Source organism: Nocardiopsis sp. TRM 82005 (assembly GCF_056312425.1).
In genome coordinates, this window is the sequence record NZ_JBWDTQ010000020.1 from 35,252 (window position 1) to 54,326 (window position 19,075).

Sequence of the window (19,075 nt, forward strand, 5' to 3'; positions counted from 1 at the left end):
CTATCGGATGCTGTGGTTGGTCATCTGTCGGGGGTCGGGCAGAACCGGAAGGGAGTCGTTGTAGAAGACGGCGACCTCGAAGCTTTCTTCGATGTACCCGGTATCGCCCGGAGAAAAGCATCCCGAGCGGGATTCGTGGAGTGCTTTGGGAAGTGTCCGTATTCTGTCGGGCGACACCGCCACCTCTCGCCCCACCTTCCCCAGATTGAGCCATGGCCCGATCCCCGGTCCATTACCGGTGGAACGCCAGACCACAACCGGAACACCGATCGTGACCGCCAACCAGACCGGTGTGTAGCACTCGTCCAGATGGGAGGGAACGGATAGGACAAGAATTCTATCGTCCCGCAGCCGTTCGGCCAATGGCTCCTGATACGTCCGTCCGCCTTTTCTCGTCCTCCTCTCGGCCTCGTGCGCGGTGTCCAGGTGCAGGGCCTCGTGTGCGTGTTCGAGGTCCTCCCAGCGGCGGGCGCAGGTCCGCCTGGCCTCGTCGGTGCTCCTGCCCGCGCTGTCCACCAGCTCCTCCACCCGGTAGACCACCTCGGCCCGGGCGCCGAGCCGTCCCTCGCCTCTGCCCGCCTTCTGCCACTGCTCGGCCTCCAGGGCACGGAGCAGGTCCAGCCGCCCGACCAGTTCCACACGCATGCCCTCGTGGTGGCCCGTGCGGTGGTCCACCTCCATGAGGGTGAGCAGGCCGTTGACGTAGTCGCCGATGCGTTCCGGCACCATGCTCGCGGCGTGGCCGTGGACGCAGAAGTCCGGGATCCGCCCCTGCCTCTCGCTGAGAACCATCCAGTGCTCGACGTCGTAGCGGTCCCTGTCCCCTCCCTGGGTGACGTGGACGACGAGCCGGGCCGGCGTCCGGGCGCCCGGAGCAGCGGTCGGGCTGTCGCGTCGCCCGCCGCCCCAGAGGTCGACCAGGTCACCGCAGACCACCAGGGGAAGGTAGGAGGGCAGCAACGAGCAGAACACACGCAGCGGGGGCTCGCCGCCCTCGGGCACGGCCATCTCGGCCAGGTCCACGAGCCTGTCCCAGGCCGTGGCGGGCGGGGCCTCGGAGAGGACGAGCTGATCGGCCAGAGCGGCCTCGAATGCCTCGGCGACCAGGGTCGGGGCGTGCCGCCGCAGCTCCTCCCGGACGAGGCAGACGTCGGCAGCGGTGGTTCCGTCGGGCAGGATCCGGGAGAGCTGCTCCCACTCCTCGACGTGGACCAGGGGTTCAGCCGCCAGGGCCACCGCGCGCGAACTCCGACCGCCCTCCTCCAAGTAGAGGACCCAGCGCACGAGGCAGCCGAGGCGGACCTGGTCCCGGCAGAGGCGGACCAGGTCCCGGGCGAATCCCGCCGCGGGGCCGTCCAGTCGCAGGTTGCGCCGTATCCGCCGCGGCAGCTTGTGCGCCAACTGCTCGCGCGAGTCCTGGGAGAAGACGTGCCGGATCTCGCACAGCGCGTCGACCAGTTCCTCCTCCCCGCCGCCCGCCGGGACCGGGACCACGGGTTCTGGCCCGCCCGCTGGTGGGTGTCCCCCCGTCTTCGTCGGTGTCTCGCTCATACGGCCGGGTCCTCCAGCAACGGCACCGCCGCCTCGCGGACTCTGAGCATGCCCGCACTGCCCTCCTCCCGTGCGTCGAGGAGGCTGAGGACCTCACGGAGCAGGCCGTACTCCCCGTGGGCGAGGGCGACCAGCTGTGCGGTGAAGGTCTGGAGGTCCTGGTCCGCGCGGAGCCTGCGGCGCAGCCGGGGGTCGAGCGCGAGGTAGAAGTCGAGCCGCGGATCGGGCAGGAGCAGGGTGCGCAGGTCGGTCATCGCCCTGGCGGTGCGTGTGAGGGCCTCCTGGCCGCCACTCGTCACCGCACCGGTCCTCCCGGTCCGTTCGGTCGGCCACACCCGGGGGATCGCCTCCATCGGAATCATCCACCCCGCTCTGCCGTCCCCGAGCCTTTCGCAGAGGAGCCCGAGGAGGGCGTTCTCCCCCTCCTCTCGGACACCGCTGCCGCTGAACCCCGGCAGAACGGTGAGGCCGGCGGCGGAGTCGACGTCGATCTGGACGTAGCCGAAGCGGCTACCGCCCGTTCCGGCGATCCGCCCGGTCACCCAGCGGCCGCTCTCGGCGCGGGGGAAGCCGAGCACACGGACCCGGTCGCCGACACGGTGCCGGGCGGGGACCGCGGGACGTGCCGGGGCGGGGCGGTCGAGGCGGAGGACGGCCACGTCCCAGGGCGCGGCGGTGTCCCACCACCAGCCGTCAGCGGTGACCGCGGCGGTGGCCTCCCACGCGGGTCCCCCGCGAGGGGCGTCCAGGCGCAGGGTGCTCCCGGGCCCAGGATTCCCGCCGGACTCGGCGACGGCCTCACAGACCACGTGCGCACAGGTGAGCGCGTACTCCGGTGCCACCAGTACCGCCGCTCCGTGGAGGGCCGTGCCATGGCGGTCGGTGACGCGCAGCTGCCAGTCGGAATCGAACGCGTGGGGGGCCAGGTGGAACACGGTGCTCCCGTTCGGCAGGCGGGGCTGAATGTTTTTGTGCGCTGATTCTACCCATCTTGCACAAAAGGCCAGGAGCACCATGTTGCGCCAGGAAAAGAGACGGTTCTCTTCTGTCTGAATTGTTAAAGAAGATAAGCAAGAAAGAAAAGAGGTTCCTGATACCCGGCCGCCCGCCTCCGGCGACGGGCGGCCGGGTACCTGGTCAGGAGGCCTGTGCGGGTTCCGGGGCCCGGCGACGGGCGCGCCCCCAGGGCATGAGGCGGTCCAGGGTGTAGCCGCCGCCCGAGAACCCGAGGGCCAGACCGGTGGCACCGAGGACCAGCGGGAACTCGAAGCCGCTGACCAGCGGGTCGCCGAGGTGGGCGAAGTAGTAGGCGTTGGCCATCATGAAGGCCAGAAGGACTCCGGCGAGGGGCAGGGCGAAGCCGACGATGAGCGCCAGTCCGGCTCCCGCCTCGATGAAGACCCCGAGGAGCGCGGAGAACTCGGGGAAGGGGATCCCCATGGCGGCGAAACCCTGGGCCGTGCCGTCGAGGTCGGTCGCCTTCGACCAACCGTGGGCGACGAAGACGACGCCGACCACCACTCTCGCGAGCAGTGTGGTGACGTCGCCGATCCTGGGCATGAGCGATCTCTCGGTCATTGGAATTCCTGTTCTGTGAGCGGGTACCCCGGAAGAAGGCCGCATCCCAGTCCAACATTTGAGACTACAACCTTTTCCCGGGAAGCCAGATAGTAATACGCATCCGCCCGGACACATAGAGTGCGGAGGCCAAATATTTCTCACACGCGGCATCGACCCTGATCAGGGCGCATAACAGCATGTGCCTTAGTTATGGCTCTCCGTGCCGGACGATCCCGGGTACCGGGGCTCCTCCCCCCGCGGATCGAGCACGTCGAGCATGGACTCCGCGATCTCGCGCAGCTGGTCGGCCTGTTCACCGGTGAGCGCGTCGAACAGCGCCCGCCGGACCTCGCGCGCGTGGCCCGGCGCCGCCGAGCGCAGCACCTCCATCCCGTGCGGCGTGAGCCCGGCGATGGTGGTGCGCCGATCCCCCGTGCGCTTGAAGCGGCGGATCAGCCCGTCCCCCTCCAGGCGGGCGGCCGCGTGTGAGAGACGACTGGGCGAGGACTTCAGCAGCCCGGCCAGTTCGGTCATCGTCAGCTCGTTCCCCGGTGCCTCGGAGAGCATCGCGAGGACCTGGTAGTAAGCGTGGGGCATACCGGAGTCGCGTCTGAGCTGCCGGTCCAGTGCGCCCTCCAGCAGGTGGACGGCGGACAGGAAGGTCCGCCAGGTCTGCTGCTCATCCTCGTCGAGCCACTCCGCGTCGGCCATCCGGCTCGCTCCCCCAGGAATAACTTGAGGATTCAATTGTTTCCTAGTCAAAAACCTGATCTCCACTGGAGGACATCCATGGCACAGCGGCCGACACGCATGCCGACTCTGTACCTCAGCCATGGGGCGCCGCCGCTGGCGGACGACACCGGGTGGACCCGCCAGTTGGCCGACTGGGCCGAGGACATCACCCGCCCGAGTGCGGTCCTCGTCGTCTCGGCGCACTGGGAAGACGCTCCACTCACCGTCGGCGCCACAGCGGACGGAGTCCCTCTGACCTACGACTTCTGGGGCTTTCCGCAACGCTACTACGGAGTCACATATCCCGCCCCGGGTGCGCCGTCACTCGCCGGACGCGTTCGCGGACTCGTCACCGGCCCAGGTGGGGCGCTGTACCAGGATCCCGCCCGAGGACTCGACCACGGCGCCTACGTCCCCCTGAAGGAGATGTATCCCGAGGCGGACATCCCTGTTCTCCAGGTGTCCATGCCCACGCTCGACCCGGTTCGGCTGCTCGCCCTGGGGCGCAGCCTGGCTCCGCTCCGCGACGAGGGGGTCCTCATCGTCGGCAGCGGTTTCACGACGCACAATCTGCGCGAGATGTCCCCGCGTGCCCATGGGGAGGCGCCCTCCTGGTCGGTGGAGTTCGACGACTGGGTTTACCGGACCGTGGCCGACCACGACGTGGACACGCTCCTGGACTTCGGTCGCAAGGCCCCGGCCGCCGCGATCGCGCACCCGCGCAGCGACCACTTCGCTCCGCTGTTCGTGGCGCTGGGCGCCGGGCTGGACGGACACGAGCGTTCGCTGTCCACGGTGGACGGGTTCTGGCACGGGCTGGCCAAACGGTCCTTCCAGTTCGACTGAGGCCGTTTGTCACCGCCGTCTGGGACACTCCCCGCCATGACGGACACATGCGATCCCGCGGACGCGCGCACGGTGGAGGAGCTGATCGCCTCGAAGGGGCGGGTGAAGTACTTGTGCTTCTGGGGTCACCAGCCGCCCGCCTCCGGTGGTGTGTCGGCGAGCTGCCTCTCGCAGTGGTGGCCCGCCGGCTTCACCGTGGACGGGACCGGCTACCCCACCGCTGAGCACTACATGATGGCCGCCAAGGCGCGCCTGTTCGGCGACGCCGAGGCCGAGGAGCGGATCCTCGCCTCGGGCCACCCCCGCGACGCCAAGGCGATAGGCCGCCAAGTGCGCGGCTTCGACCAGAGCGCCTGGGAGGCGGCCCGGTTCGGGATCGTGGTCGAGGGCGGTGTCGCCAAGTTCGGCCAGAACACGGACCTGCGGGAGTTCCTGCTGGGCACCGGCGAACGGGTGCTGGTGGAGGCCAGCCCCCGCGACCGGGTGTGGGGCATCGGGTTGGGTGCCAAGAACGACGACGCGCGGGTCCCCGAGCGCTGGCGGGGCCTCAACCTGCTGGGATTCGCCCTGATGGAGACCCGCGCCCGCCTCGCCGCCGCCTGACCCTCCCCGCGCACCAGGGGCCGTCAGACCTCGTGGCCCTCGCAGATCCGGACCTGGGCGTTGTCGCGCGTACGCACGCCCGGCAGCCAGCCGGTGACGCCGCCCCCGGTGGAGACCAGGTACAGGTCGCTGGTCCTCATCCCGCTCTCGTCCGTGACGGTGACACCGTTCGTGACCAGGCACGTCGCTTGGAGGACGTCACCGTGCCACACCTGTCCCGCGCGGTTGCCGGCAGCGGAGTAGGAGGTGTAGGGGTCGTGGACCAGCCGCAGGGCACACTCCTGCGCGCGCGAATCCTGGCAGACCCCCTCGGCGTTGAACACGGTCAGCGGCACCGTCACCGGCTCCGGAGGGGCTTCGGGCTCGGGTTCCTCCGTCTCCTCGGGCTCCTCCGTCTCCACTGGTTCCTCGGACGGTTCCTCCGAGGGCTCCTCGGAGGGCTCCTCGCTGGGTTCCTCGGACGGTTCCTCCGAAGGCTCCTCGGAGGGCTCCTCCTGGGAGACGGGCCCGGGTACGCGGCGCTCCTCCTCCGGGGTCTCCTCCTCCGCGGGTTCCTGCTCCTCCTCGGACTCGAACCACGCTGCCATGGGCAGGTGCTCCCAGTTCTGGCCGAGGGCCACCCCGCCCGCGGTGAGGCCCGCCAAGAGGACCAGGGCGCCGAGGGCGGCCCCGGTGCGGGCCAGGAACCGTCCCCTGTTCCCACCTCCGCGAACAGCGGGGATCTCGTACTCGCGCTCGGCCCCCGTCCGCACACCGTGCCAGTCGCGGTCCAGCACACCTGCGGTGGCCGCGGCAGCGGTCCCGACATCGTGGATCGGTGCGATGGTCCGGCCCGGAGAGGCGGCCTGGACCACACCGTGCACCAGTTCCAGCGCGGTGGGCCGGTCCTCCGCCTGCTTGCTCAGCGCCCGCAGGGCCAGGTCCGCCAGGGGTCCTGAGAGGCCCTCGGTGTCCGGCGGGGCGTTCAGCACACGGTGCGCCACGGCGGCCGCGTTCCCCGCCCCGAACGGCGGGCGGCCCGTAGCCGCGTACGACACCAACGCACCCCACGCGAACACGTCGTCGGCCGTGGAGACCGGCTCGCCGCGGTAGTGCTCCGGACTGATCCACCCTGGCGAGCCGCTCAGCATCCCGGTGCGGGTGATGGCGGTCTGGTCGATCGCCCGCGCCACCCCGAAGTCCAGGACCCGCGGCCCCTCCGGGGACAGAACGATGTTCGAGGGCTTGAGGTCGCGGTGCGCGATCCCCGCCTCGTGGATCTGGGCCAGCGCCTCGGCCACCCCCACCGCCAGGCCGCGCAGCAGTTCCTCGTTCAGCGGGCCGTGCTTGCGCAGGTACTCGCTCAGCGTCATGCCGCGCACGAGCGGGGTCGCCAGCCAGGGCCGGGCAGCCTCGGTGTCTGCCTCCAGCAGCGGCACCGCGCAGGCGCCGCCCACACGGCCCAGCAAGTCCACCTCGCGCGCGAAACGCGCCCGGAAGTCGCCGGCCGACGCGTACTCCGGGTGGATCAGCTTGACGGCCACCAGCTGGCCGCCCTCGTCCTGTGCCGCGTAGACGAGACCCATCCCGCCCGCTCCCAGCCGTTTGAGCAACCGGTAGGGGCCGATTCTGACCGGATCGTCCGGGGTCAGGTCGGTGACGGTCGTGGGCAGCAGAACGGTGAAGGAAGCTGTGGACACTTGAGGGGGACCTCGCTCATTCGGGGCGGGGCAACGTGAAAGGGGAGCACTCGGGAGCGAAGGGTGCCTTCACGAGGGTAATGGAGCCCCACCCGGACGAGGCCATCCAGGAGATCGTGCACTTGCGGGGGAGCGTCCAGCGGATCCCAGCCACTCATAACGAATCACGTGTTATGCGGTGATAACAAAGCTTTTTTCCGAAACAGAGTCTGTACTCACCGACGGATCATCTGGTTTTCACCCACCGTACTCTCGTTTACGGTCACACCGCGTACCGGACAGGAGTAATGTCCGAAACCACGGACAGCACGGTGCCCCGGCACCGCACCCGTTCCCCGGAGCACTCCGGGTTCCGGCACTCTCGCCGCCGCCCTGCGGGGACTTTCGCGGCCCGACCGCATACGCCCCGGGAAACGCACCGCCCTGTCGACCAGGACGAACCACACTTCCAGGGACTTCCCATGGCCTATTACCGCATCCAGTTGCGCGACGGTTTCTCCCACACCCTTCAGGCGGTGCGCATGCGCACCGACGCGCACAGCCTCTACCTGGAGGAGCGCACCGCCGGGGCGTGGACTGAGGTGTTCGCGCACCCGCTCACGGAGGTGGAACGCGTCCAGCGCCGCTTCACCGAGAACGACGGCACCTGGACCTGGCTGAACGAGCGCCTGCCTGCTCCGCTCGGCGGCATCCGGGCCTGGTGAGGGCCCGGCCCCTGCGGCGAAGCGCCGCTACCAACTCTACGGGCGCGCGGCTGAGCACGGGAACGGTTGAAGGAAACAGGAGGAAGGTCTGGGACGGCGGGACCCCCGAAGGGCTCGGTCGGAGGCCCCGCCGGTGCGGGTCAGCCCTTGACGGCGCCCGCGGTCATGCCTCCGCGCCAGAAGCGCTGGAGGACGATGATGGCGATGATCAGCGGGATGACCGACAACATGGATCCCGTGACCACCCGCATGTACATGTCGATGTCGCGGCCCTGGTAGGACTGCCAGGTCACCAGGCCCAGGGTGATCGGGTACAGCTCCTCGTCGGCGAGCATCACCAGCGGCAGGAAGTAGTTGTTCCAGATGCCGACCATCTGGAACAGGAACACCGTCACCAGTGCGGGGGCCATCATGCGCAACCCGAGCGTGAAGAAGATGCGCCCTTCGCCGGCACCCTCCAGCCGGGCCGACTCGATGATGGAGTCGGGCACCGATGCGTCGGCGTAGATCCGGCACAGGTAGAGCCCGAACGGGGAGATGAGGCTGGGCAGCAGCACCGCCCAGTAGGTGTTGGCCAGGCCGATCTGGCTGAACAGCAGGTACAGCGGGAGCGCGGTGGCCGCCGCCGGGACGAGCACGCCGCCCAGGACCAGGCCGAAGACCAGCTCACGGCCCCGGAAGTCGTACTTGGCCAGGGCGTATCCGGCGGCCGCGGCCAGCACGGTGGCCAGCAGGGCGCCGAGCACCGAGTACAGGAGGCTGTTGAGGGTCCAGCGCCAGAAGATGCCGTCGTTGTAGGTGAAGACCTCAAGGACGTTCGTGAACAGGGCGAACTCCTCGCCCAGTCCGAACCCGAACGAGTTGAACAGGTCCGAGGTGGTCTTGGTCGAGGCCACGAACACCCAGTACACCGGAACCAGGAAATAGGCGGCGGCGACGGCGAGGATCGCGGTGACCAGGATCTTGGACTTCGTGGAGGCCCCGGTCGCGGTACCCCGGCCCGTGCGGCGGCGCGCGGGTGCCGTGCCGTCCTTCTTGACGTCGGTCGTGGTCATCGCTGCCGGTCCTTCCTGTTGACCAACCAGAGGAACCCGAACGAGAGCACGAACGCGGTCAGGGCCACGATGACCGACTGCGCCGCCGCCACGTTGTAGTCGTTGTCGGTGAACGCGGAGTTGAACGCTGCCATGTTCGGCGTGTACGCGGAGTCGATGTTCACCGTGAACGCCGCCAGGATCTGCGGCTCGGCGAACAGCTGGAGGGTGCCGATGATCGAGAAGATGGTGGTCAGCACCAGGGCGGGGCGGATCAGCGGCAGCTGGATGTTCCAGGCGGTCTGGAGCGGTCCGGCCCCGTCGATGCGCGCCGACTCGTACAGCTCGTGCGGAATCGTCTTGAGCTGCGCGATGAGGATCAGCATGTTGTAGCCGATGAACAACCACGTGATGATGTTGGCGATGGACCACAGCACGCTGTTCGGGCCGAGCAGGTCCAGTTCCAGGCCCACCAGCCCGGACACGTCCAGGATCGGGGACAGGCCCGGGACGTACAGGAACCCCCACAGCAGCGAGGCCACCACTCCGGGGACTCCGTAGGGCATGAAGTACAGGGCCCGGAAGAACCCGGGCCACTTCGCCGAGGCCGACTCCAGGAGCAGGGCCAGCACCAGGGCCAGTCCGAGCATGACCGGGACCTGGACGACGCCGAAGAGCAGGACCCGGCCGATGGAGTCGACGAACGTCTCCTGGCCCAGGGCCCGGGAGTAGTTGTCGAACCCGGCGAAGACGGTCTCCCGGCCCTCCTCGCCGAACAGACCGAACCGGCGGATCTGGATGAAGCTCTGGTAGACCGCGTACATGATCGGCAGGACGAAGCACAGGACGAACAGCGCCAGGAACGGTCCGACGAACCCCCAGGGCACCAGGACTCCGGCCCGGAACCGGCGGCCGGGCGGTGCGGCGGCGCCGGTGCGCGGCATGCTCGGGGAGTCGGCTCCGGGCGCGGTACGCGTGGTGGCGGTCATGACGCGCTCCTCACCGACAGGCCCTTGGCGCGGATGTCGTTGACGGTGTTCTCCTGCGCGGTGGCCAGGGCGTCCACGAAGGAGGTCCCGTTGGCGACGGCGGAGCGGAACGCGTCACCGATGTGGTCCTTGGTGCTGGACAGGGTCGGCCCCCACTCCCAGCCGGTGGGGATGTACTCGGTCGCCTCGGCGACGATGCCGGTGTAGTTCTGGTCCGAGAAGTAGGGGTCGGGTCCCTGGTTGCGGACCGACTCGTCGTTGACCTCCTCCGAGGCCGCCCAGCCGATCCCGCACTCGGTGATCATGGCGTCCACCGCACGCTGGTCGGTGCTGAGCCAGTTCGCGAACCGCACCGCCTCGTACGGGTGGGGCGCCCCGCTGAGCACGACCGAGGCCGAGCCTCCCCAGGTGCCCTCCCTGCGCTGCCCCTCGTCCCACTGGGGCATGCCGGAGACTTTCCACCGGCCGGGGTTGTCGGGGTCGTTGCCCTTGATGATGGCGTCGCCCCAGCTGCCGACCGTCCACGTGCCGATCGTGCCCTGTTGCAGGGCCTGGTACCAGCCGGTGGACCATACGGCGTGGGTGAGGTTGAGGACGCCCTCGCGAACCAGCCCCTCCCAGAACTCGGCCACCCGTACCGAGGCGTCGTCGACGAAGTTGACCGACCACTCACCGCCCTCGGTGCTGAACCACCGGGCTCCAGCCTGCATGCACATGCCCGCGAGCCAGTCCGCGTCGCCGACGGGGAAGGACTCGATGAAGGCGCCGTCCTCGGCCGCGGCGACGCGGCGGGCGGCCTCGGCGTACTCCTCCCAGGTGGCGGGGGCACCGTCGACGCCCCATTCCTCGTACTTGTCGGCGCGGTAGAAGTACATCAGCGGTCCGGAGTCCACGGGCATGCCGTAGTGGCCGCCGATGTAGGAGGCCTGGAGCCACTGCCACTCGTCGTAGCGGTCGGCGTACTCCAGCGCTCCGTACTGGCCGAGGTCCTCCAGCCCGTTCTCCAGGAGGAAGGAGGGGAGCTGGAAGAACTCCACCTGTGCCAGGTCGGGTTGGTTGCCCGCGACCAGCGAGTTGAACATCTTCGCGTACCCGCCGTCGAGCCCTCCGGGGATGGTCACGGCCCTGACCTGGATGTCGGGATGCTCGGCGTTCCAGAGGTCGGCCACCGCCTGGAAGCCCGGCCACCAGGTCCAGTACGTGAGCGTGATGTTCTCGTCGGGGTCCTTGGGCGGGACGATCGGCCGGTTCTCGGCCGGGCCGACGGTGGCGGCGCATCCGCCGAGCGCCGCGGCCGGTCCGAGCGCAGACGCCGTCAGGCCGGCGCGGAGCAGCCCTCGGCGGGACACTCCGCCGGGTGGGGGGATGGGAGTCTTCATACTGATTCCTTGGGGGGACCTTCTGTGGGGGGCTGGTTCGTACACCCCGGGTCCTGGATGTGTCGAGGGTAGGACCGGGGGAACTGTGGCCGAAGGCCGTCGGCGGGCTCCCGAACACTCGGGCAGAGCGAGCCGGGTGACATGCCCTAACGCGGGTCGAGGGGGAGGCGGTGCGCGATGGCGCGGCTGGAGGAGCCGACCGCGAGGCGGTAGGGCCCTTCCGGGGTGTGCCACGAGTGCGTGTCGGGGTCCCAGACCGCGAAGGCACGCGGCGGGACGTCGAGGTGGACGGTGGCCTCCTCTCCGGGTTCGGCCCGTACGGAGGTGAACGCGGCCAGGGACCGCACCGGGCGCGTGGTGCCCGCGCTGTCGGAGGGGGGCTCCACATAGACCTGCACCACATGACGCCCAGGTCGGGCACCGGTGTTGGTAAGCGTCGCGGTGACGCGGACGGGGCCGGTGAGTCGGCCGTCGGCGCGTTCGGGGAGGGGTTCACCGAGAAAGGCCCCGGTGATCTCCCAGTCGGTGTAGCCGAGCCCGAACCCGAAGGGGCGGTGGGGGTCACGTCCGTCACGGTCGTAGGCGCGGTAGCCGACGAACACGCCCTCGTCGTAGGTGATGACCCCGTCGTCGGGCCGGGGGTCCATGACGGGGACGTCGGCGTGGTCGCGGGGCAGGGTCCAGGGGAGCCTGCCGGTGGGCTCGGACCGCCCGGTGAGGGTGTCGGCGAGGGCGTGTCCGTACTCGTGGCCGCCGAACCACGACCACAGGACGGCGGGGACCTCGTCGAGCCAGGGCAGGAGCACGGGTGCTCCGGCGTTGACCACGACGGCGGTGCGCGGGTTGGCGGCGGCGACGCGGCGGACGAGTTCGTCCTGGCGCCCGGGCAGGGAGAGGGTGGGGCGGTCGTAGCCCTCGGACTCGACCTCGTCGTTGGTGCCGACCACCACGATCGCGACGTCGGCCTCCTCGGCGGCCCGGACCGCCTCGGTGATCTCCTCCTCGGTGGAGGGTCCGGGCGGCAGGTGGCGGAGTTGGGCGATGACGCCGCGGCCGAATCCGCCGAAGTCGGCGACCTCCAGTTCGATCTCGACGTGGACTGTGCGGGGGGCGCCGACCTCGATCTCGGTGCCGGGTCCGTCGGGGTGGCTGTGCCGGGACTCCAGGATCTCGGCGTCGGAGGCGGTGCGACCGCCCTCGGCCAGGACTTCTCCGTCGACGCGGACGGTGTGGCGGCCGACCACGCCGACCTCGATCCGGTGGAGGCCGGGTTCGGTGAGGCGGAGTTCGGCGGTGGCGACGGCCCTGACCGCGCGGGGGTCGTCCACGCCGACGTGGAAGGCGGTGCGGTCGAGCTCGGGGGTGCCGACGGGGTCGCCGGAGGGGTCGAACAGGGTCATGCCCAGCGAGGTGACGAGGTCGCGTGAGACATCCGGCAGGTGCCTTCGGGGATCACCGCCGCGCACGACGGTGAGCTCCACGCCGTCGGGCAGGGCCTCGCGGAGTCCCTCGGCGGGGCTGACCAGGTACTTGGGGTTGACGTGTGCGCTGCCGCCGCCCTGGGTGTAGGCGTCCACCGCGTTCGGACCGATGAGCGCGATCCGCCGCACGCCGTCGGCGGCGACGGGCAGCAGGTCGTCCTCGTTGCGGAGTAGGACGTGGCCGCGTGAGCCGATCTCACGCAGGAGGACGCGCTCGTCCTCGCCTTCGACGGCGGGCGGGGTGTCACGGTCGAGCTTGCCGACCCGACCGGCCAGGCGCAGGAGGCGGACGACCTTGTCGTCGACGGCCGACTCGGGGACCTCGCCGGCGCGGACGGCCCGCAGTAGGGCGTCGCCCTCGGCCCAGGGACCGCGCGGGCCGGGCATGACCAGGTCGAGCCCGGCGTTGGCGGAGGGCGCGGTGCTGCGGGCGGCCGTCCAGTCGCTGACCACCACGCCGTCGAAGCCGAGTTCCTCCTTGAGCAGCCCTGTGAGCAGGCGTCGGTGGTCGGTCATGCTGTTGGACTCCGCGCCGTCGTCCACGCCGTTGTAGGCGGCCATGACGGTCCAGGCGCCTGCCTCCAGGGCGGCTTCGAAGGGCGGCAGGTAGACCTCGCGCAGAGTGCGCTCGTCGATGCGGGCGCGGTAGCTGGTGCGCTCGTGCTCGGTCTCGTTGCCGATGAAGTGCTTGAGGCAGGTCCCCACGCCCTCTCCCTGGACGGCGCGCACGAAGGCCGCGCCGAGTTCTCCGGTGAGGAGGGGATCCTCTGAGAAGCACTCGAAGTGGCGCCCGCCGACGGGTGAGCGGTGGAGGTTGAGCACCGGCGCGAGGACGACGTCGACGTCCTTGCGCCGGGCCTCGGCGGCGAAGAAGCGGCCGGTGCGCTCCATCAGCCCGGTGTCCCAGGCCGCGGCGACCGCGGTGGGACTGGGGGTACTGGCCGAGTGCTCCTCCTGGGTGGCCTCGGTGCCGCGTACCCCGGCGGGGCCGTCGGAGAGGGTGAGCGCCAGCAGCCCGGCCTCGGGGCTCTCGTGCAGGACCCATCCGGTGCGGCCGGTCAGCAGGCGCACCTTGTCCTCCAGCGGGATCCGGGTGAGGCGGATGTGAAGGTCTGAACTCATGAGCCCCTGGTCCTGTGACGTACGTCTCTTGAGCCGGAACCTTACTTACTTAATATTCATTAAGCAATAGTGCTGTGGGAATCTCGATACCGTAGAAGACTGGGTCCCCGACCCCAGCCACGGACCCGGAGCGCTCCCGCAGGAGCGCAGGAAGCGGAGAGCAGGAATGAGCGAGAGCACCCCAGCGCCGGACACACGTCCCTCCACCGGCGCCGAGGCCCCGGCACCGCGCAGGCGGGTGAACCGGCGCGAACAGATCCTGCGCACGGCCGCCGACGTGTTCGCCTCCCAGGGCTTCCACAACACCTCGCTGGCCGACATCGCGGCGATGCTCGACATCACCCCGGCGGGGGTCCTGCACCACTTCGGGTCCAAGACCGATCTGCTCACCGCGGTCCTGGAGCTGCGCGACGACAACGATCCGGCTCCGGAGGGCAGCCGGATGCTGGACCACCTGGTCTCCACCGCCGAGCGCAACGCGGACCGCCCGGGGACCACCCAGCTGTACGCGGTGCTGTCGGCGGAGAGCGCCACCGACGAGCACCCGGCGCAGGAGTGGTTCCGAGACCGCTACACAGTGCTGCGCCGAGAGATCGGCGACGCCGTCCTGGACCGGCTCGAACCGAGGTACCGGGGGCCCGCCAACACGCCCGGGCCGGACGGGCGCTCCCCCGCGCAGGCCGCGGCGGCGGCGATCATCGCCGTGATGGACGGCTCGCAGGTGCAGTGGCTCCTGGACCCCGAGTCCGTCGACATGGCCGCCGTGACCGAGTTGGTGATAGACGCCGTCGTCGCCCGGCTGTCCCGGGAGGGCTGACCGGAGTGCCCGAGGGCGGGGAGGGCCGGGCGGAGAACATGAGAAGGGGCGCCGGGAACCGTGCGGTTCCCGGCGCCCCTTCGGCGTTCGGGCGGCGGTTACTGCTCGCCGTGGACGGAGCCGGGGGTACCGGAGCCGTCAGTGACCTGCGGCTCGCCGGTCACGCTCCCGTCCAGCCACTCGTCCCAGGACTTCTGCCAGAAACCCCAGCCGTTGTCCCACTCGAACTCGCGGTCGGTACCGGTGGTGTCCAGCACGTCGCCCATCAGGGTGTTCTCGAAGAACCACCGGGCGTCGTCCATCCGCAGGTTGGTGCAGCCGTTGGAGGTGTTGGACGAGCCGATGGCGGGGTTGTAGGAGGCCTCGTGCACGAACTCACCGCTGTTGGAGGTGCGGACCGCGTACTGCACGTCCACGTTGTAGGAGCCCGGGGAGTCCTCGGGGATACCCACGGTGGTGGAGTCCATGGTGATGTGCTCGTACCGCTCCATCAGCACGTGGGTGCCGCTGCTCGTGGTGTCGAAGCGGCGGTTGGCCTTGCCGTTGCTCACCTCGATGGTGCGCTCCTGCTCGCCGTCGACGGTGATGACCATCTCGTGGTCGGGCACGTGCATGGTCGCGATCAGCTCACGGCCGACCTCGAAGTCGAGCTGGTGGTTGCTCACGCCGTAGACGCCCTCGGAGGCCTCGACGCCCGCGAGGCGCAGGTCGACGGTGACGGCCTGGTGGGGTTCCCAGTACTCCTCGGGGCGGAACACAGCGGTCTGGTCGTTGGTCCAGTTCCAGGCGCCCTCGATGCCCTGCTCGGAGACGACCTCCATGGAGTTCTCGACCTGCGCCTTGTTGGTGACCGGCAGGTCGAAGTTGATGACGACCGGCATACCCACACCGACGGTGTCACCGGAGACGGGGAAGTTGGACGCAAGCTCCAGGCGTTGTCCTGCGACCGCGGGCAGAGTGGTGAACTCGTGGACGAGCTCGGCCTTCTCGCCGGCGTCGTTCTCGGCGGTGGCGGTGACCACGACCTCCGAACCGGGGCGCAGGTTCCAGTCACTGACCCACTCGGTGCCGTCCCCGTTGAGGGTGCCGGTCACGTCGTAGAGGTCCGCGTCCTCCTCGGCCTCCGTGGCGGAGGCCTCGTCGACGACGACCTGGTCCACCTGGACATCGGTGATGACGCCGCTCTCCGCGGTGACCCGCACGGGCGAGTCCGGCGCGATCTCCTCGGTGCCGTCCTCGGGGGAGATCACCAACTCCGCGGGTTCGGCCTCGGAGGAGCCGGAACCGCCGCTCTGCGTCTCGGCCTCACCGGATGTGCAGGCTGTGGCGGCGAGCGTCAGCGCGACCAGTCCGATACCGAACCGGCGCATCACCGCCCCGGGTGTCCTGCCTGTCACGTCTGGCACCTCCATGTCATGCCTTGAACACCGTGTACTACCAGTAAGACGCGCGTGTGCCCAAAAGGTTCTGAAATCCCGCGCATCGGTATAGAGCGGTTATCACTGACGCCCTGAGGGTGAGAGCACCAGAACCGCCGATAATACACCCCGGGGGTACATGTCAGCCTCCCTCGGGAACGAGATTACGGGCATCCGCGACCGGCACCGTGCTCCGGGGGATCTTCTGGACTAGGATCTGGTGCGGACGCTCAGGTTTTTTGTCCGAGAAATCTGGTCGAACGCTCAGCTTTCTTGTCGGGAGGGTGACATGGCATGGCTCTGGTTGGTCGGGGCGATCATCTCCGAGGTGGTCGCCACCACCTCGCTCAAGCTCTCGGAGGGCTTCACCCGCCTGATCCCCTCGGTCTTCGTCGTGGTCGGGTACGCCTTGGCCTTCCTCATGCTCAGCCAGTCCCTCACCCGGGGCATGGGCCTCGGACTGGCCTACGGGGTGTGGGCGGCCGTGGGCATCGCACTGGTCGCCGTGATCGGCACCGTGCTCTTCGGTGAGACGCTCACCTGGATCCAGGTGGGCGGGATCGCCCTGATCATCGGCGGGGTGATGGCCCTGGAGATGGGCGGTCGGCATTGAAGGGGGTGAGCGTGGCGGACACCGACCCGGAGATGATCACCGACGGCCGCAGACGCAAGGGCGAGCGGCGCCGCCGACAGCTGTTGGACGCCACCATGCGCGTGGTCGAACGCGACGGCGTGGCGGCGGTCAGCCAGCGACGCGTCGCCGCCGAGGCCGGGGTCCCGCCCAGCGCGGTCACCTATTACTACGCGACCGTCGACGACCTGCTCGTGGACACCCTCACCCGGGTCAACGACGCCTACGTGGCCGCCCTGGCGGCCCTGCCCGACGACACGGACGCGGCCATGCGCGCCCTCGCCGGGATCATCGCGGCGGGGTCGGGGCCCGAGCGGGCCCACGTGATGGCCGAGTGCGAGCTGTTCATGCTCGCCGCCCGGCGCCCGGCCCTTCGCCCGCAGACCGAGCGCTGGAACCGGGCCGTGGACGCCTTCCTCACGCCCCACCTACCCGTCCCCGACGATCGCGCGGGCGCGAGCGCCGCCGTCGACGGCTTGTTCCTGCGCAGCTGCGCCGACCCGGAGCTGACAGCCGACGCCGTGTACCGCGCACTCAGCCGGCTGGTGTCGCACGCATCGCGTAACGGCCGGGAGCGGTGACACCGAGGACGGCGGTGCCGACGCCCAGACCCGTTTCCCCGCCTTCGTGGGCCGTCGCTCCTGGCAGAAGGGGTTCGGGGGTCGAAACGGCTCAACGGCCCCGGTCCCGTGGCCGCCACGGCGGAACGGGTTCACGCCCGTGGAGCACGCGGAGGGCCACGGGGGCGGCTCCCCCGTGGCCCTCCGGACCATGGCTCAAAGGTCCGGACCGGACCCGCGGCTTGTCAGCAGGTCAGCTCCCAGGAGCACTCCAGCTCACCGCCGGCCTCCGCGGGTGCGCTCTGCGGGCGCACGCCCACGGGCGTGCGGTGGCCCATGTACTCGGCCAGCCTGATGGCGACCGCGTCCTGCACCGCCCGGGGCGCCGGGCCGCTGTGGCCGTTGTTGACGATGCTGAACACCAGCTCACCGCCGTTCGGTCCGGGCGCGTATCCCGACAGTGCACTGACCCCGGTCATGGTGCCGGTCTTGGCCGACACCACGCCCTCAGCCGCGGTGCCGCCCATGCGGTACCGCAGGGTGCCGCCCACGAAAGGGTCGCTCTTCCCGGCCACCGGCAGGGACGCCTCCCAGATCCCGTGCCAGGAGGCACCGCGTGCCCGCGACAGCAGGTCGATGACCGTGTCGGCGGTGACCAGGTTGCCCCGGGACAGGCCGGATCCGTCGTTGAGGACGAGGGCGGAGGTGTCCACGCCCAGACCGGTCAGAGCGTCCTCCACGCCGGTGAGCCCGGCGTCCCAGCTGCCCTCGTCCGCGACTTCCCTGCCGATGCTCTTGACGAGCATCTCCGCGTGACCGTTGTTGCTGAACTTCATGAACGGTACGAGGATCCTCTCCAGCTCGGGGGACTCGTGGTCGGCCAGAACCCTGGCCCCGAACCGGCCCCCGGATGCCTCACCTGGCTCCACACCGCCCATGACGGTGACTCCGTGCCGCTCCAGCGCCTGTTCGAAGAGGTGCCCGGCCAGCCCGGCGGGCTCGTCCACCGTGCGCAGGACGGTCACGGGAGCGCCGTCGGCCGGGATCGTGCCGCTCACCGTGATGGTGTTGGTGCCCACCCGCCGGTCGACGACCAGGGTGTTGCCGCTGCCCGGGGCACCGGTACGGGCCTGGTTGTCCAGTTCGGCGTAGCCCTCGGCGGCGCCGAGGTCGACCTCGGCCGGCCCGCCCGACCCTCCCGGGGAGACCACGACCTCGGTCACACCGGTGTCGTGGCGATCCCCGTGGGCGACCGTGAGGGCGGAGATCTGCGCCGAGTACGCGTACGGCTCGTCCTCGGGCCACCAGTCGTCCACGAGGCGCTCGGAGTCGAACCAGGTGTCGTCGACACGCACATCGCCCCGTACGAGCCCGATCCCGGACTCGGCCACGTCGGCGGCCAGCTCGTCCAGGTCGTCCTCGGACAGGGTCGGGTCTCCGCCGCCCACCAGGTACAGGTCCTCCACGGAACGCCGGTGGCCGGGGCGGCCCTCGACCATCACCTCGGTGGAGAAGGTGTGGTCGGCTCCCAGCACCTCCAGGGAGGCCGCCGCGGTGAACAGCTTCATGTTGGACGCGGGCAGCAGCTGTTCGCCGCCATCGCGCGAGTACAGGACCTCGCCCGTGTCGGGGTCGGTGACGACCAGGCCGGACACCGCGCCCTCCAGGGAGGGATCCTCCAGGAGGGCGTCGATGTCCTGCCGTAGGCCCTCCAGGCGTTCCTCGGCCGCGGCCGGGTCGGCGTGCGCCGGGGACGCGCCCGGCGGCGCCATCGGAACCAGAGGCACGGCGACGAGCGCGGCGGCCGCCCAGACGGTACTGCGACGGCCCTCGCGGCGCCGGTTCTCGAAACGGTGGCGTACGGACGCGGGGATCCAGGGGATGGCTGGGGCTGTCAACTCATTGTCTCCTACCGGTCACGGACGGAAAGGGCACCGCACCCTAACCCGTACGGGACCCCGGTGCCAGG

At 70.1% G+C, this 19,075-nt stretch carries 17 protein-coding genes; 6 read left to right on the top strand and 11 right to left on the bottom strand.

The features are described from left to right. The 4 genes from AC0T5L_RS16585 to AC0T5L_RS16600 all read right to left on the bottom strand — a co-directional run bounded on the left by AC0T5L_RS16585 (position 1) and on the right by AC0T5L_RS16600 (position 3,822). Complete coding sequence (locus AC0T5L_RS16585) at positions 1–1,551, bottom strand: effector-associated domain 2-containing protein (RefSeq protein WP_476166393.1); 1,551 nt, start codon at positions 1,549–1,551, stop codon at positions 1–3. After that, positions 1,548–2,486, bottom strand: a complete 939-nt coding sequence (locus tag AC0T5L_RS16590; RefSeq protein WP_476166394.1) for a trypsin-like serine peptidase — start codon at positions 2,484–2,486, stop codon at positions 1,548–1,550. Before AC0T5L_RS16590 ends, AC0T5L_RS16585 begins: the two co-directional genes overlap by 4 nt. Positions 2,487–2,688: 202 nt before the next feature. After that, the gene (locus AC0T5L_RS16595) at positions 2,689–3,129 is read right to left on the bottom strand and encodes a DoxX family protein (protein ID WP_476166395.1); all 441 of its coding nucleotides are present in this window, start codon (positions 3,127–3,129) and stop codon (positions 2,689–2,691) included. A 186-nt stretch (positions 3,130–3,315) separates the two neighbouring features. Further along, positions 3,316–3,822 (bottom strand): MarR family winged helix-turn-helix transcriptional regulator, encoded by a 507-nt coding sequence (locus tag AC0T5L_RS16600; protein ID WP_476166396.1) that lies wholly within the window; start codon positions 3,820–3,822, stop codon positions 3,316–3,318. Between the two features lie 78 nt (positions 3,823–3,900). Between AC0T5L_RS16600 and AC0T5L_RS16605 the strand changes: the two genes are divergently transcribed. After that, positions 3,901–4,689 (top strand): dioxygenase family protein, encoded by a 789-nt coding sequence (locus AC0T5L_RS16605; RefSeq protein ID WP_476166397.1) that lies wholly within the window; start codon positions 3,901–3,903, stop codon positions 4,687–4,689. A 36-nt stretch (positions 4,690–4,725) separates the two neighbouring features. Next, entirely contained in the window at positions 4,726–5,292 is a 567-nt protein-coding gene (locus AC0T5L_RS16610) for an NADAR family protein (RefSeq protein ID WP_476166398.1), read from the top strand. A gap of 23 nt (positions 5,293–5,315) precedes the next feature. On the opposite strand, the gene AC0T5L_RS16615 is transcribed toward AC0T5L_RS16610, so the two are convergent. Then, positions 5,316–6,971, bottom strand: coding sequence for a serine/threonine-protein kinase (locus AC0T5L_RS16615; RefSeq protein WP_476166399.1), 1,656 nt, complete (start codon positions 6,969–6,971; stop codon positions 5,316–5,318). 461 nt (positions 6,972–7,432) lie between these two features. On the opposite strand from AC0T5L_RS16615, the gene AC0T5L_RS16620 reads away from it, so the two are divergent. Continuing rightward, positions 7,433–7,675: a hypothetical protein gene (locus AC0T5L_RS16620; RefSeq protein WP_476166400.1), complete on the top strand. Its 243-nt coding sequence runs from the start codon at positions 7,433–7,435 to the stop codon at positions 7,673–7,675. Between the two features lie 140 nt (positions 7,676–7,815). Here AC0T5L_RS16620 and AC0T5L_RS16625 read toward each other — a convergent pair whose 3' ends face one another. From AC0T5L_RS16625 to AC0T5L_RS16640, 4 genes are all read right to left on the bottom strand, one after another. Continuing rightward, on the bottom strand, positions 7,816–8,730 hold the full coding sequence (locus tag AC0T5L_RS16625) for a carbohydrate ABC transporter permease (protein WP_476166401.1): 915 nt from the start codon (positions 8,728–8,730) through the stop codon (positions 7,816–7,818). Further along, positions 8,727–9,698 (bottom strand): carbohydrate ABC transporter permease, encoded by a 972-nt coding sequence (locus AC0T5L_RS16630; protein ID WP_476166402.1) that lies wholly within the window; start codon positions 9,696–9,698, stop codon positions 8,727–8,729. Before AC0T5L_RS16630 ends, AC0T5L_RS16625 begins: the two co-directional genes overlap by 4 nt. Further along, positions 9,695–11,077, bottom strand: coding sequence for an ABC transporter substrate-binding protein (locus tag AC0T5L_RS16635; protein WP_476166403.1), 1,383 nt, complete (start codon positions 11,075–11,077; stop codon positions 9,695–9,697). Before AC0T5L_RS16635 ends, AC0T5L_RS16630 begins: the two co-directional genes overlap by 4 nt. 146 nt (positions 11,078–11,223) lie before the next feature. After that, positions 11,224–13,680 carry a beta-glucosidase gene (locus AC0T5L_RS16640; RefSeq protein ID WP_476166404.1) on the bottom strand — a complete coding sequence of 819 codons (2,457 nt, stop codon included), beginning with the start codon at positions 13,678–13,680 and terminating at the stop codon, positions 11,224–11,226. A 166-nt stretch (positions 13,681–13,846) separates the two neighbouring features. Between AC0T5L_RS16640 and AC0T5L_RS16645 the strand changes: the two genes are divergently transcribed. Beyond that, complete coding sequence (locus AC0T5L_RS16645; RefSeq protein WP_476166405.1) at positions 13,847–14,497, top strand: TetR/AcrR family transcriptional regulator; 651 nt, start codon at positions 13,847–13,849, stop codon at positions 14,495–14,497. 98 nt (positions 14,498–14,595) lie between these two features. Here the strand turns inward: AC0T5L_RS16645 and AC0T5L_RS16650 are convergent, their stop codons facing one another. Next, positions 14,596–15,894: a L,D-transpeptidase gene (locus AC0T5L_RS16650; protein WP_476166406.1), complete on the bottom strand. Its 1,299-nt coding sequence runs from the start codon at positions 15,892–15,894 to the stop codon at positions 14,596–14,598. Positions 15,895–16,204: 310 nt separating this feature from the next. Between AC0T5L_RS16650 and AC0T5L_RS16655 the strand changes: the two genes are divergently transcribed. Next, positions 16,205–16,528 carry a DMT family transporter gene (locus tag AC0T5L_RS16655; RefSeq protein WP_476166407.1) on the top strand — a complete coding sequence of 108 codons (324 nt, stop codon included), beginning with the start codon at positions 16,205–16,207 and terminating at the stop codon, positions 16,526–16,528. Between the two features lie 32 nt (positions 16,529–16,560). Beyond that, complete coding sequence (locus AC0T5L_RS16660; RefSeq protein WP_476166492.1) at positions 16,561–17,127, top strand: TetR/AcrR family transcriptional regulator; 567 nt, start codon at positions 16,561–16,563, stop codon at positions 17,125–17,127. A gap of 224 nt (positions 17,128–17,351) precedes the next feature. Here AC0T5L_RS16660 and dacB read toward each other — a convergent pair whose 3' ends face one another. Next, entirely contained in the window at positions 17,352–18,878 is a 1,527-nt protein-coding gene (dacB, locus tag AC0T5L_RS16665) for a D-alanyl-D-alanine carboxypeptidase/D-alanyl-D-alanine endopeptidase (protein ID WP_476166493.1), read from the bottom strand. Positions 18,879–19,075 lie beyond the last annotated feature (197 nt).

Coding starts and splice junctions, on each gene's coding strand:
- AC0T5L_RS16585 (WP_476166393.1), bottom strand. CDS start 1,551: ATGAGCGAGACACCGACGAAGACGGGGGGACACCCACCAGCGGGCGGG.
- AC0T5L_RS16595 (WP_476166395.1), bottom strand. CDS start 3,129: ATGACCGAGAGATCGCTCATGCCCAGGATCGGCGACGTCACCACACTG.
- AC0T5L_RS16600 (WP_476166396.1), bottom strand. CDS start 3,822: ATGGCCGACGCGGAGTGGCTCGACGAGGATGAGCAGCAGACCTGGCGG.
- AC0T5L_RS16605 (WP_476166397.1), top strand. CDS start 3,901: ATGGCACAGCGGCCGACACGCATGCCGACTCTGTACCTCAGCCATGGG.
- AC0T5L_RS16610 (WP_476166398.1), top strand. CDS start 4,726: ATGACGGACACATGCGATCCCGCGGACGCGCGCACGGTGGAGGAGCTG.
- AC0T5L_RS16620 (WP_476166400.1), top strand. CDS start 7,433: ATGGCCTATTACCGCATCCAGTTGCGCGACGGTTTCTCCCACACCCTT.
- AC0T5L_RS16625 (WP_476166401.1), bottom strand. CDS start 8,730: ATGACCACGACCGACGTCAAGAAGGACGGCACGGCACCCGCGCGCCGC.
- AC0T5L_RS16630 (WP_476166402.1), bottom strand. CDS start 9,698: ATGACCGCCACCACGCGTACCGCGCCCGGAGCCGACTCCCCGAGCATG.
- AC0T5L_RS16635 (WP_476166403.1), bottom strand. CDS start 11,077: ATGAAGACTCCCATCCCCCCACCCGGCGGAGTGTCCCGCCGAGGGCTG.
- AC0T5L_RS16640 (WP_476166404.1), bottom strand. CDS start 13,680: ATGAGTTCAGACCTTCACATCCGCCTCACCCGGATCCCGCTGGAGGAC.
- AC0T5L_RS16645 (WP_476166405.1), top strand. CDS start 13,847: ATGAGCGAGAGCACCCCAGCGCCGGACACACGTCCCTCCACCGGCGCC.
- AC0T5L_RS16655 (WP_476166407.1), top strand. CDS start 16,205: ATGGCATGGCTCTGGTTGGTCGGGGCGATCATCTCCGAGGTGGTCGCC.
- AC0T5L_RS16660 (WP_476166492.1), top strand. CDS start 16,561: ATGATCACCGACGGCCGCAGACGCAAGGGCGAGCGGCGCCGCCGACAG.
- dacB (WP_476166493.1), bottom strand. CDS start 18,878: ATGGCGCCGCCGGGCGCGTCCCCGGCGCACGCCGACCCGGCCGCGGCC.